Source organism: Modestobacter italicus (genome assembly GCF_019799965.1).
In the GTDB taxonomy this organism is placed as follows: Bacteria; Actinomycetota; Actinomycetes; order Mycobacteriales; family Geodermatophilaceae; genus Modestobacter; species Modestobacter italicus_A.
Genome location: NZ_JABGCJ010000010.1, coordinates 1 through 14,517, shown reverse-complemented (window position 1 = coordinate 14,517; position 14,517 = coordinate 1). Strand labels below are relative to the sequence as shown.

Here is a 14,517-nt window from a genome sequence, read left to right as displayed (position 1 = left end):
CCAGCCAGGAGCACAGGACTGAGCTCACGGCCACGACCCGATGGCCAGGCGCGGCGGCGGGGACGGTCGGCGCGGAGGCGCATCGAGCAAGACCATCCGGGTCGGGTTGCATGCCGGCGAGGGCGATGTCCAGCGCTGTGGGACGAACGCCGGACCGCCTCGACGACGGAGGCCGCTACCTGGTCGGTAGCGGCCCCGTCGTCGCGGGATTGCGGTCAGCTGGCCATTGCCGGCTGCTTGGGCGCCTCGTGCTCGTGGCTGTCCAGGGAGTGGCCCTCGACGTCGACGTCGGGGATGACCTTGTCCAGCCAGCGGGGCATCCACCACGCGGATCGGCCGAGCAGGGACAGCAGGGCCGGCATCAGCACCATCCGGACGATGAACGCGTCAGCGGCCACGCCGACCATCAGCCCGAAGGCGATGGAGGCGCCGACCGCGAAGGAGCTGGTGGCGAACCCGGCGAAGACCACGACCATGATCGATGCGGCGGCGACCAGCACCGGAGCGGACCGTCCGAAGCCCTCCCGGATCGCGGTCCTCGGGTCCATGCCCTTGCGGTACATCTCCTGGATCCGCGAGACCAGGAACACCTGGTAGTCCATGGCCAGGCCGAACAGGACGCCGACCAGCAGGAGCGGGAGCAGGCTGAGCATCGGGTCGCCCTGCGGGGCGGCGATGAGCGGGTCGAGCCAACCCCACTGGAACACGGCCACGCTGGCGCCGAAGGACGCACCGACCGAGAGCAGGAACCCCAGCGTGGCGACCAACGGGATCAGCAGGGACCGGAAGAGCACGATCAGCAGCAAGATCGAGATGAACACGATCACGATCACGTACTTGATCAGCGCGGACCTGAGCTGCTCGTCCTGGTCGATCCCGATCGCGGTCTCGCCGGTGACCTCCAGGTGCACACCGGACACGCTGTCGGCGTTGTCGCGGATCTGGTGCACCAGGTCCTCGGTGGAGTCGTCGATCGGCCCGCCGGACGGGATCACGATGAGGCGAGCGGTGTCACCGTCAGCGCTGATCTGCGCCGGCGCCACGCTCCGCACGCCGGTGTAGCCGCTGAGCTGGGCCTGGACGGCGGCGGCCTGGGTGGCGGCCTGGTCGCCCTCGGCGAGGACGATCAGCGGGCTCTGCACGCCACCGAACTCCTCGACGATGAGGTCGTAGGCCGTGCGCTCGGTCGAGGTGGGGTCCGCACCGCCGGGCACGCTGAACGCCGTCTTCATGCTCAGCAGCGGCACGGCCGCCACGACCAGGACCAGCACCCCGCCGATCAGCGAGATGACCGGCCGCTGGACGACGAAGCCGCCCCAACGGCTCATGATCCCGCGCTGCTGGGTCTGCTCCTCGTCGAACAGCTCGCCGCGGGCGAGGGCCTGCCGGTGCTTCCTGGACAGGGCGCGCATCCCGAGGAACCGCATCATGGCCGGCAGCAGCGTGAGTGCCAGGAGGACCGCCACGAGGACGCCGAAGGCGCCGGCGACGCCCATCTGCGTGATGAAGCTGAGGTCGGCCACCATGAAGGCGACGAGGGCGACGATCACGGTGAGGCCGGCGAAGACGACGGCGGTCCCGGCCGTACCGGAGGCGCGGGCGATGGCGTCATCGACGGTCCGCCCGGCGCGGAGTTCGTTCCGGAACCGGAAGAGGATGAAGAGGCTGTAGTCGATTCCGACGGCGAGGCCGAGCATCGCGGTGAGGACGATGCTGTTGCCGTCGATCGGGGTCAACGAGCCGTAAGCCAGGACGCCGACGAGCCCGACGCCGACCCCGATGACAGCGATCAGCAGGTTCACCCCGGCTGTGACCAGGGAGCCGAAGGTCAAGGCCAGTACGAGGAAGGCCACGATCACCCCGACAGCCTCACCGGGTCCCTGCTCGGGAGCGCCGAGTGGGACCAGGTTGCCACCGAGCTCGGTCCCCAGCGCCGGGGGTGCGTTCTCCTGCAGCGCGAGTGCGGCGTCGTAGAACTCGACCTGTTCGTCCTCGGTCAGCTCACCGTAGGTGATCGTCGCGACGGCGAGCGTGCCGTCGGCAGCCAGGTAGGGGCTAGCCGGGTCCAGCGGATCACTCACGGACTGCACGCCCGGCAGGCTCTCGGCCTGGGTGCGGACCGCGGCGATCTCCTGCGCCACCGACGGGTCGGTGACGGCGCCGTCGTCGGGGTGGAACACCAGCTGAAGGCTCGCGCCGGCGGCGTCGGTCTCCGACGGGAACTCCGCGTTCAGCCGCTCCAGCGCCAGCGACGCCTGCGACTCGGGGACCGAGACCTCTGCCTCGCCTGCGGAGTCGCCACTGCTCCCCACCGCCAGGACGCCGATGAGCGCGGCGAGGACTGCGATCCAGGCGCCGACCACCAACCACCGGAACCGGGCGCTGAGACGTCCCAGGCGGGACAAGAACGTAGACATGAGGTCCTTTTCGGGGAGGGGAGCAGATCGGACCTCAGGTTTCCGCCGCCTCGCTGCGATGGGATCGTCCGAGCAGATCGACTTCTCCTACTGCGTCCGCAGTACGCCTCGCCCGTGGCTCTCGCGGTGGCCGACCAGCTGGGCGGCCCGCCGCCCTGCCCGGCCCGCGCAGCCGTGCCGTGGACGGACCGAGGGAAGGCCTGCAGGAGTGGGCGTGTGCCGTTGGCGCGGTGTCGTACTGCGAGCGCAGTAGGTGGACCCGGTGCGTGCGGATGACGACGGACCGTCGTCCAGGCTGGACGATGTGCGCAGCAGCAGGTCCGGTGGGCGCGGCCAGCACGGTCTGGCACCGACCGGCTCGCCCGGCGCGCATGGCGGGGAGGCCGGTCGTCATGACCGGGTCCTGGGGGCTCGGTGACTCGTCGGCTGACGCTCCTGGGCTGACATGGAAGAGGAGCGGACGCGAGATGCACACCCAGCTCGGTCGGGTGCAGGACGGCGCGAACCCCGGCATGAGCCAGCGGGCTGGTGTGAGGATGAGCCGGTGAGCAGGTTCCCCGCCCAGCTGCCGGAGCTGCCCGCCCCGCCGCTGTGGATGCGCAGGCCCCGGCTGCTGGAGAAGACCACCCCGATCGTCATCGCCGCCAGCCTGGCTGCGGGTGTTGCGACGTCGCCCTTCAGCGACCGGCCGGTGGGTGCGGTGCTCACGCTGGTGGTGAGCGCAGCCGGGGTCGTCCTGGGCTATCGCCGCCCGGTCCTGGGGCTGGGCCTCCTGGCAGCCGGACCGTTGGTCGCCGCCGTGGCCGGTGTCGAGCCGATCGTGGCCTGGCAGGTGTCCATGTTCGGGGCCTTCCTGCTGTGTCTGCGCGGGTTGTCCGGGGTGTGGTGCGCAGTGGTGATCGGTGCAGCCGACTTCCTGGCCATGGGCCTGGCGGCGGGCAGCTTCGGCTTTGACGACCCGATCGCCTGGATCGCCGGTACGACCGCGTTCGCTGCAGCTGCTGCCGGCAGCGCGATCCGCGGTCAGCAGCAGTACTGGGCCGCGTTGCAGGAACGCACCCATGAGGCGGTCGCCGGGCGGGACGCCGCTGTCCAGCGCAGCGTCGCCGAGGAGCGGTTGCGCATCGCCCACGACCTGCACGACACCCTGGGACACGAGATCGCCGTGGTGAGCATGCACCTGGGCGCCGCCGAGGTGCACCTGCCGGCCACCGCCGCTCCCGCCCGGGAGCACCTGGTGGCCGCGCGCGGCAGCGTGAAGTCGCTGCTGGCGGAGACCCAGGAGATCCTGAGCGTGCTGCACACCGGCCCGGGCGGCGTCCCTCCGGGCCCGGTCGCCAGCCACCACGAAATCCCCGATCTGGTGGACAAGGTCCGCGCCGCCGGCATGGACGTGGACGCCTGCATCGGGGACCTGTCCCGCGAGCTCTCCCCGCAGACCAGCGCAGCGGCCTACCGGATCACCCAGGAGGCGCTGACCAACGCCCAGCGGTACGGCCGCGGACAGGTGCGGTTGGCCGTCGAGGTGGCCGGACCTGCGGTGACCGTCGAGGCGGTCAACGCGGTCGCATCGCCGGCCTCGGATCCCGACCGGATCGGCCAGGGCCTCATCGGCATGAGGGAGCGGGCTGCCGCCGCAGGCGGCCGACTCGAGGTGACCAACGACCGCGGTACGTTCCGGGTCCGAGCGGCGCTGCCCGTCGTCGAGGAGGTCCTGCGGTGATCCGCGTGATGGTGGTCGACGACCAGGAGATGATCCGGGCCGGGCTGCGCTCGATCATCGGCACCCACCAGGACCTGGAGGTGGTGGCCGAGGCCGGGGACGGGCTGGCCGTCCTCCGGCAGGTGGACGAGGTCCGGCCCGACGTCGTCCTCATGGACATCCGGATGCCCGGCATCGACGGCGTGGAGGCCACCCGCCGCATCCGGCTCACCCACCCCCCGCAGCAGCTGCGGATCCTCGTCCTCACCACGTTCGACCAGGACGAGAACGTGCTGCGTGCGTTGCGCGCCGGCGCCGACGGCTTCCTCAGCAAGGGCGCGGGACCCACCGAGCTCACCGACGCGATCCTGGCGGTCGCCGCCGGCAGTCGAGCGCTGTCGCCCACCGCGGTCAGTGCGGTGGTGGACCACGTCGTGCAGCAGCGGGCGGTGGACCTGGACCCGGTGCTGACCGCCCGGTTCGCTGAGCTGACACCACGGGAGCGGGAGGTCGTCACCGCGATCGTCTCCGGGCTGGACAACGCCGAGATCGCCGAGCGGTTCTTCCTCTCCCCGTTCACGGTCAAGACCCACGCCAACCGGGCCATGACCAAGGTCGGTGCCCGGGACCGCGGCCAGCTGGTCGCCATGGCCATCCGCGCCGGTCTCCAGCCGACCTGAAGCCGGTGCGCGGCCATGACGGCTGCGGTACCTCCACTCAGCTGGGGTGCTGACGGCGCCGGGTGCTGTGGTCGTCGGGTGTCGCGATGGTGTCCGTCCGCTCCACGCGAAACGGGCGCTTGCTCGGCTGGCCGGGGTCTGCGCCGAGGTCGTTGGCGAGGGCTGACTCGACCCCCGGGCCCAGTCAGACCTCCCGGTCACCCCGTGGGGAGCTTGCGCTCAGACTCCGTCGTTCGAATCCGTCAGACGTCGTCTCGGCGGACGGGATCCGGCTGCTGCGCCGCGCAGGAGTCGGGGCTGCCGATCACCCCGTCGCTGCCCGGCTCGGGGTGGATGACGGCACGGAGGGCCAGCAGGGCTCGGATCGGGTTCCGCAGGTCGGCGAGGTGCGGTCATCGGGCCAGCCCGGTGTCCTTGCCCCCATCTCCTCATCGACCGCCGCTGGGTCGTGCACGCGGGCGCAGCACCGTGTGCTGGGTCGCGAAGTTGGCGAGACCGACGAGACCGTTGGTCCCGTACGCGATCAACAAGGAGCTCACGTCCCCGGCGTCCGGGGCAACCCACTGCCAACCGGTCAACGCCAGGCTGCTCATGACCAGGCCGACAGCGGCCATGCCCAGGCCGGTGGCTTGGCCACGTGCCACGGACGCCGGGGTGCCGGCGCGGAAGGTGAAGCGACGGTGCAGCTCGTTGCCCAGGACGGCGGAGTCCGCGGTGGCCACCACGTTGACCACCAGGTGTGGCGCGTCGGTGAAGGAGCTCAACAGCATGAAGATCACGCCGTAGACAGCGCTGGAGACCAGGCCCACCGCTACGAACCGCGGGAACTCGGCGCGCAGGAGGTCGCTCCTCGACCGAGCGAGGGTCTGCGCAGCGGTGGCGCGCTGCTCGCCTGGGGGCCGCGCGGCACTCGTTGACATGGTCAGGCCAGATGCATGTCTGGCCGGTGGGCCCCAGTCCTTCACTCCACGAGGGTCGTGCCTGGTCAGTGGGTCGTCGTCATCCTGGCGCGGTGGTCTCGTCTACTGCGTTCGCTGTAGTCGGAGAGTCAGTGGAGGAACGGGCCGACCAGATCCCGGAGCGACCGGCCGGGCACCGCAGCCATGTCCTCGTGCGCAGCCCGCGGGCGCACAGGGAGACGGCACCGGCCAGTCCGGGGAACAACGCGTCCCCCCACCGCGTAACGCCGCTGCCAGTGTGTGACCCGCCCGGCAGGGTCGATGCCCGCGTCGCTGAGGGCGGGGCCCTACGGTTCCGCAACCCACGGCCGTGTCAGTTCAGTTGCCCGACAGGCGGTGGTGGGTGTCGGCGAAGTTGACGCCGGCCGAGGAGATGTCGAAGAGCTGCTCGCCGTCGCCGGGGACCGGGTCGGGCAGGTCGACGACGTCCATGACCTCGGGGCCGCCGAAGCGGGTGATCTGCACTGATCGCATGACGTGAGGCGATGGCCCGGTCGATGAGGTCGCCCGTGTCCCGGTGGGCCGCACGGCTGGGACACACGTCCACCGTGCACGCTCCGACGGTCGGCGGCGCCCGGACACCGGGTGGGTCACGTCCTCGGGGTGGAGCAGGTCAGCGGACGGGCAGCGATGCCAGCCGAACAGCCAGTTCCGCGTTGCGATGCAGGAAGGCCGCCCACCCGTCGGGCGCCCGGGTGCCGGGCACCGGCCGGGAGCAGGTCTCCTGCTCCCAGGAACGGAGTCGGCCGTTCCGGATCCGCAGCCGGACGAGGACGTCGTCCGCCCAGGCGGTGACGTCCCGGTCGCCTTCCTCGCCGAGCGTGGTGACCCGCTGAGGCGCGACCACCCACGTGACCGCCTCGATCTCCTCCTGGAGCCGGGCCGCGGCCTCGTAGGCCTGCGACCCCGCCGCGGCGTCGCGCCGGGAGGCCAGCGCCGCCAGCGTGTCGGCGACCGCTGTCGGCTCGCGGTCCAGCACGGACGCCACAGCGCTGGCGAGGTGCGCGACCGGGGCGTCCTGCCCGCCGCGCAGCCGCGCCAGCTCCCGCTCGGCGGCGGTGCGGGTGGGGGCGGCGTGGTTGATCGGGTACAGCCGTTCCAGTCCGGACACGGCCAGCTGCACCTTGCGGGCCCCGAGGTAGGGCCCGAAGCAGCGGACACCCGGTGCCGACCGGTGCGATGAGGCGAGCTCGAGGCGCGGCGCCTCCGGTGAGGGGTCCAGGCGGATGACGACGGGCACCTCGAAGCCGCCGACGATCCGGTTCCACGGCGGCAGCGACCGCTCGAGCAGGTTGCGTTCGGCCCACGCCGCCTCGTGCGCGGAGTCGCAGACCAGCGCCTCGAGCCGGGCGACCCGGGGCATCATCCGCCGCAGGTGGCGGCGGTCCCGCAGGTCGCCCCAGTAGGAGCCGACCCGGCGGCGCAGCTCTCCGGCCCGACCGACGTACAGCACGCGGCCACTGTCGTCCCGGAAGCGGTACACGCCCGGAGCAGCCGGCAGGGCGGCAACGGCGTCCGGTCGGGCGAGCACGTCCCCATGGTGCGCACGGCACGGGCGGCGGTGATGGCGCCGCGCCCCACGGCTGTCCGGTGTCGGTGCCTCACCGGGACGGGTTCGCAGCTCCGGCCCGAGTCTGCGCCCGGACTCGCAGCCGATCGAAGCCGACGGCGAGCAGGAGCAGCGGAACGGCGAGGTGGGCCAGGAGACCCGCGACGCGCTTCGCTGCGGTGGCGGCCCCGCCGAGGTGTGCGGGGAGGTCCCCGACGGTGGGCCAGGTCGACAGGATGGTCCAGACAGTCGCGTTCTCGCCGTAGTCGAGCACGGTCATCGCGAGTGCGGGGATGAGCAGCAGGCGCCATCTCCGGGTCGGCAGGCGTCGGACCAGCAGGGCGGACACGAGCAGCAGGGCCAGGCCGCAGAGCAGGGGGTACGCGAGGTCGAGCAGTTGCAGCCGGAGGTAGGCCGCCCGTCCCTCGGCACCGCAGGCTGCGACCAGGTCGCGTGCGTCCGCGGCGGTCCAGTGGTTGCGTACGTCCAGGGCGCTCCTCCCGTGGCAGGCCTGGGAGACCGCGCCGGTCAGGCCGGGCCACCCGAACATCGCCAGTGCGCTGATACCGAAGAGGACCCAGACCGCTACGACCACTCGGCCACGACTCATCGCGCGCCACATTTCCACCACAGCCTCCGATGCTACGATCTCGCACTACCTGTCCGAGGAGGGATAGTGCGAGATCGCAGCAGTCCTGTCGATGGTGATGATCCGTCGAACGTGCTGTTCGAGACCTGGCTGACGGCCCGCGCCGCCATCGCACTGCTGGACAGAGCGCTGGCCAGCGCTGATCTGGACGCCGAGGACTTCGCCGTCTACTCCGTGCTGCGTCAGGCCGGCGAGATCAGCCCCGGCGAACTCGCCCGGTGGATGTCCGCCCCGGCGACGACGGTCTCCAGCCACGTCAAACGACTGGTCGCGCGCGGGCACGTCCGGCAGGTCCCGCACCCAGGGGATCGTCGGTCGTACCGCCTCACGCTCACCGACGCAGGCCAGCACGCTCACACCTCGGCAGGTCAGCACTTCCTGCCGGCCCTGGCCGCTGTCGAGGCCGCCCTCCCTCGGCCCGCCGGCGACGTGCAGCAGGCGCTCCGGGAGCTGCATGGCGCGATCGGCGTGGCCGCCGAGCGGGTGTGATCGCAGGTCCATGTCGCGATGTGGATGACTGGAGCGCTCGCTCACGGCCGCAGCTCGGTGCTGCACCCACGTCGTGCTGGGTGCTGCCGGGAGGTGGCGAGCTGATCGTCGCTCTGCCGGGCTGCCGACGGCGGCTCAGAGCTGGGTGTCCCGGTCCGGCGATGGGTCACGGGCAGCTGTCGGCCTGGGGGAGGCCGGCCAGCCGTTCCTGCGTCCACTGCTCCAGATCGGCGTTCAGGGGGGAGTCGGGCTCGAGCACGCCCATGTGCGACCTGTCGGCGTACCTCGTGTACAGCAGGGGGCGCCCGGCAGCGCAGAGCCGGGACACGTAGTCGTCCTGGAGGCGGGGGACGATGACCTCGTCCGCGCCTCCCTGGGCCAGGAACAGCGGTGCCTGCCAGGGCCCCAGCGGCACGTTCTCGCGCAGGCGGCGGCCGACCGCGCCGGCCGTCGGGTCCGTCCGGAGGATCGGGGTGTCCGCGGAGACCGCGACGCCGGTCAGGACGGTGACGAGGCTCCCCGGCTCGCTGGTGCAGCGGGCGGCTGCCTCCCGGACCAGCGTCCGCGCCGCCGGGGTGACGTCGTCCAGGGAGATGTCCGGGTACCACCGGCTGTACGCGGCCACCACGAAGGAGATGCCCAGGCTCGCGCCGAGGGCGCCGGGGTGTGCGGTGACGACCTGCGCGAGTGCCAGTGGGTCGCTCGCCGCCGACAGTGCGGCGATCCCGACGACGGCGACGTCCGGCGCGTACGTCGGGGCGAGCTGGCCGGCCCACAGGGCGGCGTGGCCTCCCTGGGAGTGCCCCCAGATGACCGTCTCCGGGGACAGGTCCAGGCCTGCGACCTGGTGCGCGGCGCGGACGGCGTCCAGCACCGAGCGCCCCTCTCCCTGCCCGATCAGGTAGGGGAAGTCCCCTTCGGTGCCCTGGCCGGTGTAGTCGGTGGCGACCATGCCCCACCCGTTGCGGGCCAGGGCGTCCATCGCCGGCATGCCCTCCGTGGAGATGGCGTCGCGGCCCAGGCTGGGCGCGCACGCTCGCGCGACACCGACCGTGCCGTGGGCCCAGGCGACCAGGGGGACCGGCCGACCCGTGGACTCGGCGGGCACCGCGACCACACCGCTCGCCAGCGCGGGGACGCCGTCGTCTGCGGTCGTCGTGTAGAGGATGCGGTGGGCCTCGAGCCCCGGCGGCAGGTCCCCGCCGTACGGCTCGACGCGCAGCAACTGCCCGGCCTCGTCGGGGACGGCGTCCGGAGCGTCGTAGAAGCCGTCCAGCACCGGGATGCCTTGCCGGAGCTCGTGGCTCACCGCTAACGTCGTGCCCGCCACCAGCAGGACGACGCCTGCGGCCGTCCACCTCACCGCGACGGGGCCGCGGGACGGCCGCCGGGCACCCGAGGGGGTTCGACGGGCGACTCCTCGCCAGAGCAGGGAGAGACCGAAGGCGGCGGTGCGCATGCCGAACAGGAACGCGACGACCAGCAGGGTGGCATCGGGCCACGCGAGTGCGACGACGCCGAACGCGATCTCCGACAGGCCGAACACGCCGGACAGCGCCCGGTCCGCGGTCGGGCCGCGGCGCAGGTCGAGCAGTCGCGCGGCGCCACTGGCGATGAGGAGAACGGCAACGGAGGGGCCGAGGAGCTCGAGGCTGCGACCGAGCCACACCAGGACGGCGACGCCGGCGAGGACCCAGCCGGCGCCGCTGACGAGTGGCCGCCAGCCGGCACCGTCGCGGTGCGTCACGAGGTCACCGACTCCGGAGACGACGCAGCTCAGGCCGACATAGACACCGAGCACGGTCAACGAGCTGAGCGGGCGGACGGCCAGGAGCACGCCGAGCGCCGTGGTCACCACGCCGACGAGGAGGAGCACCCACGACGGCGCACGGGACATCAGACCGGGCAGTGCCCGGACGCGGCGGCTCAGGTGGCGGTACGGGCTCCCGACCGGCATGAGCGCACCCTAGGGGGCCACCCACCTGCACATCGCCCGGGTCGCCCGAGTGCGCTGCACGTGCTCGCGGCCGGGGTGATTGGATCGGGGCGTGGGCCCGCCGACGGAGTTCGCCGCGCGGAACCTGGCAGCTCTCCTCGGGGTCCTCGTCGTGGGCGCGGCGCTGGTCTGGTCGCTGCGGAGGGACCCGCGGGCTCTGCGCAACGGCGTCCTGGTGGTCCTCCTCGGCCACTACCTGCTGGGCTCGGTCGCCCTGCTGACCGTGCGGTCGACCGGGCTGGAGGTCGCCACCGGCGTCGTCGTCCTCGCGGCGGCTGCACTGGTCGGGCTCGGCCTCGCCCTCCTGCCGCTGCTCCTGGTGGTCGACGGTGTCCTGGTGCTGCGCCGGGAGAGCAGATCGCTGGCCAACGCCCTCTCCCTGCTGGCAGGGCTGTCGATGATCGGCTTCCCCGTCGTCCTCGTCGCTCTGCTCCGGCACGAGAACCCCGTGACCGGCGCGCTGGCGGTGGGCCTGCTGACCGCACAGGCCTGCGCCGGCCTGCTCTTCCTGGCCTTCGCGACGCACACCGCGCTCTACGCCTGGCTCGCCCGGCGGGCCGAGGCCCGGGCGGTCATCGTGCTCGGGGCCGGTCTGGTCGGAGGGGAGGTCTCGCCGTTGCTCGCCGCGCGCCTGCACCGTGCCGTCACCGCCGTCGAGGAACGGAGGGAACGGTCGGGTGGGCTGCCGATCGTCCCCAGTGGCGGCCAGGGCGTCGACGAGCTGCGCGCCGAGGGGGTGGCCATGGCCGAGTGGCTGCGCCAGCACGACGTCCCCGCCGAGGACGTCCTGGTGGAGGACCGGTCACGCACCACGCGGGAGAACCTCCGGTTCAGCGCGCGGCTGCTGGAGCAACGAGGTGTGCCGGGGCCCTACCTGATCGTCACCAGCAACTACCACGCTCCGCGCGCGGCGCTGCTCGCGCGGCGGTTGGGGATCGACGCCCAGGCGATCGGTTGCCCGACCGCGCTCTACTACTGGCCGAGCGCCTACCTGCGGGAGTTCGTCGCGGTGATGCTCGACCACCGCGCCCTGCTCGCTCTCTCCGGACTCGCCGTGGTGGGCATGGCCGGCCTGGCCGGGCTGTCCCTGGCTGCGGCATGACCACCGGCCTGGTGCGCGCAGCGCGGCGGTCGGGACGGACGTCGGGTGTCGACGTCCGGTCAGGGGGAGTGCACGGCATGCAGGTGGGACACGCACGGTCGACGAGGGAGCCGATGTGATCGCGGTGCTCGACGCCTTCCGCGGGCAACTGGGCCTGGGGGCGGTCCTCGCGCTGCTGACAGTGGGCGTGCTGGCCGTCCCGGTGCTGGTCGTGCAGTACCGACGTTTCGGGGTGGTCGACCGGGGGCGTGCGGCGGGCATCTACCTCTTCACCGTCTACGCCGTCTTCGTGGTCGCGCTGACGTTGCTCCCACTGCCGTCACCCGATGACGTGGTCTGCGTCGGGAGGAACCTGGAGCCACTCGCCTTCGTCGGGGCCGTTCGCGGCGACCTCGCCGAGGGGCACTCCCTGTCGTCCAGTCCCGCCCTGTTCCAGCTGCTCTACAACGTCGCGATGTTCGTCCCCGGTGGTGTGCTGCTCCGGCGGTCCTTCCGGTGGTCGCTTCCCCGGATCCTCGTGGTCGCACTGGCGGCCTCCGCGGCGATCGAGGCGGTCCAGGGCAGCGGCGTCCTCGGGCTCTACGACTGCGCCTACCGCGTCCTCGACGTCGACGACGTCCTGACCAACGTCTGCGGCGCCCTCATCGGCGCTCTGCTGGCGCCGGCGGTCGTGGTGGTGCCGCACCCGGGCCACGGGGCGGCGCGCTCGGGCCGGTCCGGTCCGTTGCGCCGAGCGACCGCGGCTGCGGTCGACTTCGTGCTCGTCGGCCTCCTCGACGGCAGCTCCCTGATCGGGCTGGGTGTCTCCCTGCTGTTCGTCTTCGTCGCCGTCCCGGTCCTCGCCGGCGGCGCGACTCCCGGGCAGCTCCTGGTGCGGGCTGCCGTGGTGCAGCGGGACGGCCGCCCCGCTGCACGTCGTGCGCTGGCGGTGCGGGGCGTCCTGATCTCGGGTCCGTGGTTCGTCGTGGCTGCGTTCTCGCGGTGGTCCGGTGACAGGGCCGCGGAGCTGCCCGGCCTCGTCGTCCTGGCACCGCTGGTCCTGTGGGCCGGCCTGGTCGCCGCGGTCATCGGCACCGTCGCCCTCCGACGGGACGACCGAGCACCTCAGGACCTGCTGACCGGTACCGACCTGCGCGTCAGCGCGCGGGGCCGGGACGGTGCGGTCGGGGCCGCGGAGGAACCGGCGTGAGCCGGCCGGCCGATGGGCTGTCCGCCGGGCTCGGCGTCGGGCCGTGGGCGTGCGGTCCAGTCGTGCAGTGCGCTGCTCGCCAAGCTGACCCGACCGTTCGTGGCGCTCAGGTCAGATGAGCCACTTGGACAGGCGGTCCCCAGGCCGCAGACGCGGCCCTGCAGGCACCCACCACGCCCGCACCGGATTGCAGGGTCCGCCGTAGCGGCTGCGCTCTCGGTGCCCGCGACAGCCGCTCGCGCGCCTTGCGCACGTGCCGCGCGCCGGTCGGTACCGGGCTGGAGGACCTCACCGGCCCGGAGCCCGGTGGCCCCAGCGGAACCACGCCAGCGGCCCGACGAAGCTGACCGCAATGGCCAGGGCCCACCGGCCTCTCGGCCCGTTGACCTGATCGGCCGGACGGGTGACCAGATCGGCGTATGCGGTGGCGGCGAGCGAGAGCTGCACCGATGCGGCTATCAGGACCGCGGTCTGCTGGCGGCTGCTCAGTTCCGCCCAGCGGCGAACGTGCACGGCAACTCCTCGTGTCAGGTGGTCTCGTGGGCCGGCGGCCGCCAAGAGCGCGGGACCGAGGCGGCGATTCGGCCACGTCGTACTGGCTGTGCGCCGGCCCGACCAGGCCCACAGTCAGAGCAGCTAGTGCTCCGGCGCGAAGGCCTGCGTGCCGAGGACGGCGAGGAGCGCGAGTCTGCTCGCGGTTTCGCTTCCCGGAGGGGCGGTGAGCACGAGCAGCACCTGGGACTCGTCCTCGGTGAACAGCGCCTGGCAGTCGACCTCGATGGGACCGACCTCGGGGTGCAGGAGGACCTTGTGGTCCTCGAACCGCCGGCCCACCTCGTGGGCGTCCCACAGCCGCGCGAACTCGGGGCTCATGCGGGTGAGCACCCGGACCAGCTCACCGGCTCGGGACGTCGCTCCCATCGATCCGTAAGCGGCGCGCAGCGAGGCCACCTGGGCGCGGCTCTGTCGGTCGCGGTCGTCCTCCGGGTAGCGCACCCGTTCCTGCTCGGGGTGCACGAACCAGCGGTAGATGCCGCTGCGTTCGAAGCCGGTGAGGTGGCTGACGTCCCCGAAGAGGGCACGGGCCGGGTCGTTCTGGACGAGCGTCTCGCCCAGTGCGGACAGGATGAGGGCCGGTGTGTCGGTCAGCCGGTCGAGGACGCGCAGCAGCCCGGGAGCGACGTGGTCGTCCCCGCCGACCCGGTCGGGGGCGTCGTGTCCGGCGACCCGGTAGAGGTAGGCACGCTCGTCCGCGGTCAGCCGGAGCGCCCGGGCGAGCGAGGCGAGCATCTGCGTGCTCGGCTGCGGTCCGCGCCGCTGCTCCAGCCGCGTGTAGTAGTCGGTGGACATCGCGGCGAGCTGCGCGACCTCCTCCCGCCGCAGCCCGGCGGTGCGCCGGCGCGGCCCCGCGCTCAACCCCACGTCCGCGGGCTGGAGGCCGCTGCGACGCCGGACGAGGAAGTCGGCGAGATCGTCTCGGTTCACCCGAGCAGTGTCACTGCTGCGCGCCTGCGGCAGCCAGGGATCGGCGATCCCCCGATCACCACGCTCTGCCACGGCACCGGGACCCGGCGAACGCTGAGGGCATGGACATCGCAGGGAACACCGTCTTCATTCCCGGCGCGACGAGCGGCATCGGCCTGGCCCTGGCGCTGCGCCTGCGCGAGGAGGGCAACACCGTCATCGTCGGCGGGCGGCGCACCGCGCTGCTGGCGCAGATCACCGCCGAGCACCCCGGTCTGCACGCCGTCCAGATCGACACCACCGACCCGGTGAGCATCCAGC

The 14,517-nt window shown here is 72.6% G+C and carries 14 protein-coding genes; 6 read left to right on the top strand and 8 right to left on the bottom strand.

All coding sequences use genetic code 11. The features are described from left to right. Positions 1-215 precede the first annotated feature (215 nt). A complete protein-coding gene (locus HLA93_RS19185) occupies positions 216-2,417 on the bottom strand; it encodes an MMPL family transporter (RefSeq protein ID WP_222196051.1) in 2,202 nt (733 codons plus the stop codon). Between the two features lie 544 nt (positions 2,418-2,961). On the opposite strand from HLA93_RS19185, the gene HLA93_RS21865 reads away from it, so the two are divergent. Together HLA93_RS21865 and HLA93_RS19175 are read left to right on the top strand one after the other, a co-directional pair. Next, positions 2,962-4,140, top strand: a complete 1,179-nt coding sequence (locus HLA93_RS21865; protein WP_222196050.1) for a sensor histidine kinase — start codon at positions 2,962-2,964, stop codon at positions 4,138-4,140. Then, a complete protein-coding gene (locus tag HLA93_RS19175) occupies positions 4,137-4,799 on the top strand; it encodes a response regulator transcription factor (protein WP_222196049.1) in 663 nt (220 codons plus the stop codon). Before HLA93_RS21865 ends, HLA93_RS19175 begins: the two co-directional genes overlap by 4 nt. Before the next feature lie 428 nt (positions 4,800-5,227). Here HLA93_RS19175 and HLA93_RS19170 read toward each other — a convergent pair whose 3' ends face one another. The 4 genes from HLA93_RS19170 to HLA93_RS19155 all read right to left on the bottom strand — a co-directional run bounded on the left by HLA93_RS19170 (position 5,228) and on the right by HLA93_RS19155 (position 7,917). Continuing rightward, on the bottom strand, positions 5,228-5,719 hold the full coding sequence (locus HLA93_RS19170; protein WP_222196048.1) for a GtrA family protein: 492 nt from the start codon (positions 5,717-5,719) through the stop codon (positions 5,228-5,230). 357 nt (positions 5,720-6,076) lie between these two features. After that, positions 6,077-6,232, bottom strand: a complete 156-nt coding sequence (locus tag HLA93_RS19165) for a Zn-dependent oxidoreductase (protein WP_222196047.1) — start codon at positions 6,230-6,232, stop codon at positions 6,077-6,079. A gap of 139 nt (positions 6,233-6,371) precedes the next feature. Continuing rightward, the gene (locus HLA93_RS19160; RefSeq protein ID WP_222196046.1) at positions 6,372-7,289 is read right to left on the bottom strand and encodes a hypothetical protein; all 918 of its coding nucleotides are present in this window, start codon (positions 7,287-7,289) and stop codon (positions 6,372-6,374) included. A gap of 70 nt (positions 7,290-7,359) precedes the next feature. After that, a complete protein-coding gene (locus HLA93_RS19155; protein WP_222196045.1) occupies positions 7,360-7,917 on the bottom strand; it encodes a hypothetical protein in 558 nt (185 codons plus the stop codon). 111 nt (positions 7,918-8,028) lie between these two features. On the opposite strand from HLA93_RS19155, the gene HLA93_RS19150 reads away from it, so the two are divergent. Continuing rightward, a complete protein-coding gene (locus HLA93_RS19150) occupies positions 8,029-8,445 on the top strand; it encodes a MarR family winged helix-turn-helix transcriptional regulator (protein WP_222196044.1) in 417 nt (138 codons plus the stop codon). A 166-nt stretch (positions 8,446-8,611) separates the two neighbouring features. On the opposite strand, the gene HLA93_RS19145 is transcribed toward HLA93_RS19150, so the two are convergent. Next, positions 8,612-10,402: a lipase family protein gene (locus HLA93_RS19145; protein WP_222196043.1), complete on the bottom strand. Its 1,791-nt coding sequence runs from the start codon at positions 10,400-10,402 to the stop codon at positions 8,612-8,614. Positions 10,403-10,493: 91 nt separating this feature from the next. Here HLA93_RS19145 and HLA93_RS19140 point away from each other — a divergent pair, with 91 nt between their 5' ends. Beyond that, positions 10,494-11,543, top strand: a complete 1,050-nt coding sequence (locus tag HLA93_RS19140) for a YdcF family protein (protein WP_222196042.1) — start codon at positions 10,494-10,496, stop codon at positions 11,541-11,543. Between the two features lie 115 nt (positions 11,544-11,658). Beyond that, a complete protein-coding gene (locus tag HLA93_RS19135) occupies positions 11,659-12,732 on the top strand; it encodes a VanZ family protein (RefSeq protein WP_222196041.1) in 1,074 nt (357 codons plus the stop codon). Positions 12,733-13,020: 288 nt separating this feature from the next. On the opposite strand, the gene HLA93_RS19130 is transcribed toward HLA93_RS19135, so the two are convergent. After that, positions 13,021-13,245 carry a hypothetical protein gene (locus tag HLA93_RS19130; RefSeq protein WP_222196040.1) on the bottom strand — a complete coding sequence of 75 codons (225 nt, stop codon included), beginning with the start codon at positions 13,243-13,245 and terminating at the stop codon, positions 13,021-13,023. A 123-nt stretch (positions 13,246-13,368) separates the two neighbouring features. Then, a complete protein-coding gene (locus HLA93_RS19125; RefSeq protein WP_222196039.1) occupies positions 13,369-14,217 on the bottom strand; it encodes a helix-turn-helix transcriptional regulator in 849 nt (282 codons plus the stop codon). A gap of 101 nt (positions 14,218-14,318) precedes the next feature. Between HLA93_RS19125 and HLA93_RS19120 the strand changes: the two genes are divergently transcribed. Next, positions 14,319-14,517 (top strand): SDR family NAD(P)-dependent oxidoreductase (locus HLA93_RS19120; protein WP_222196038.1); only part of this gene is annotated, 199 nt, incomplete at its 3' end.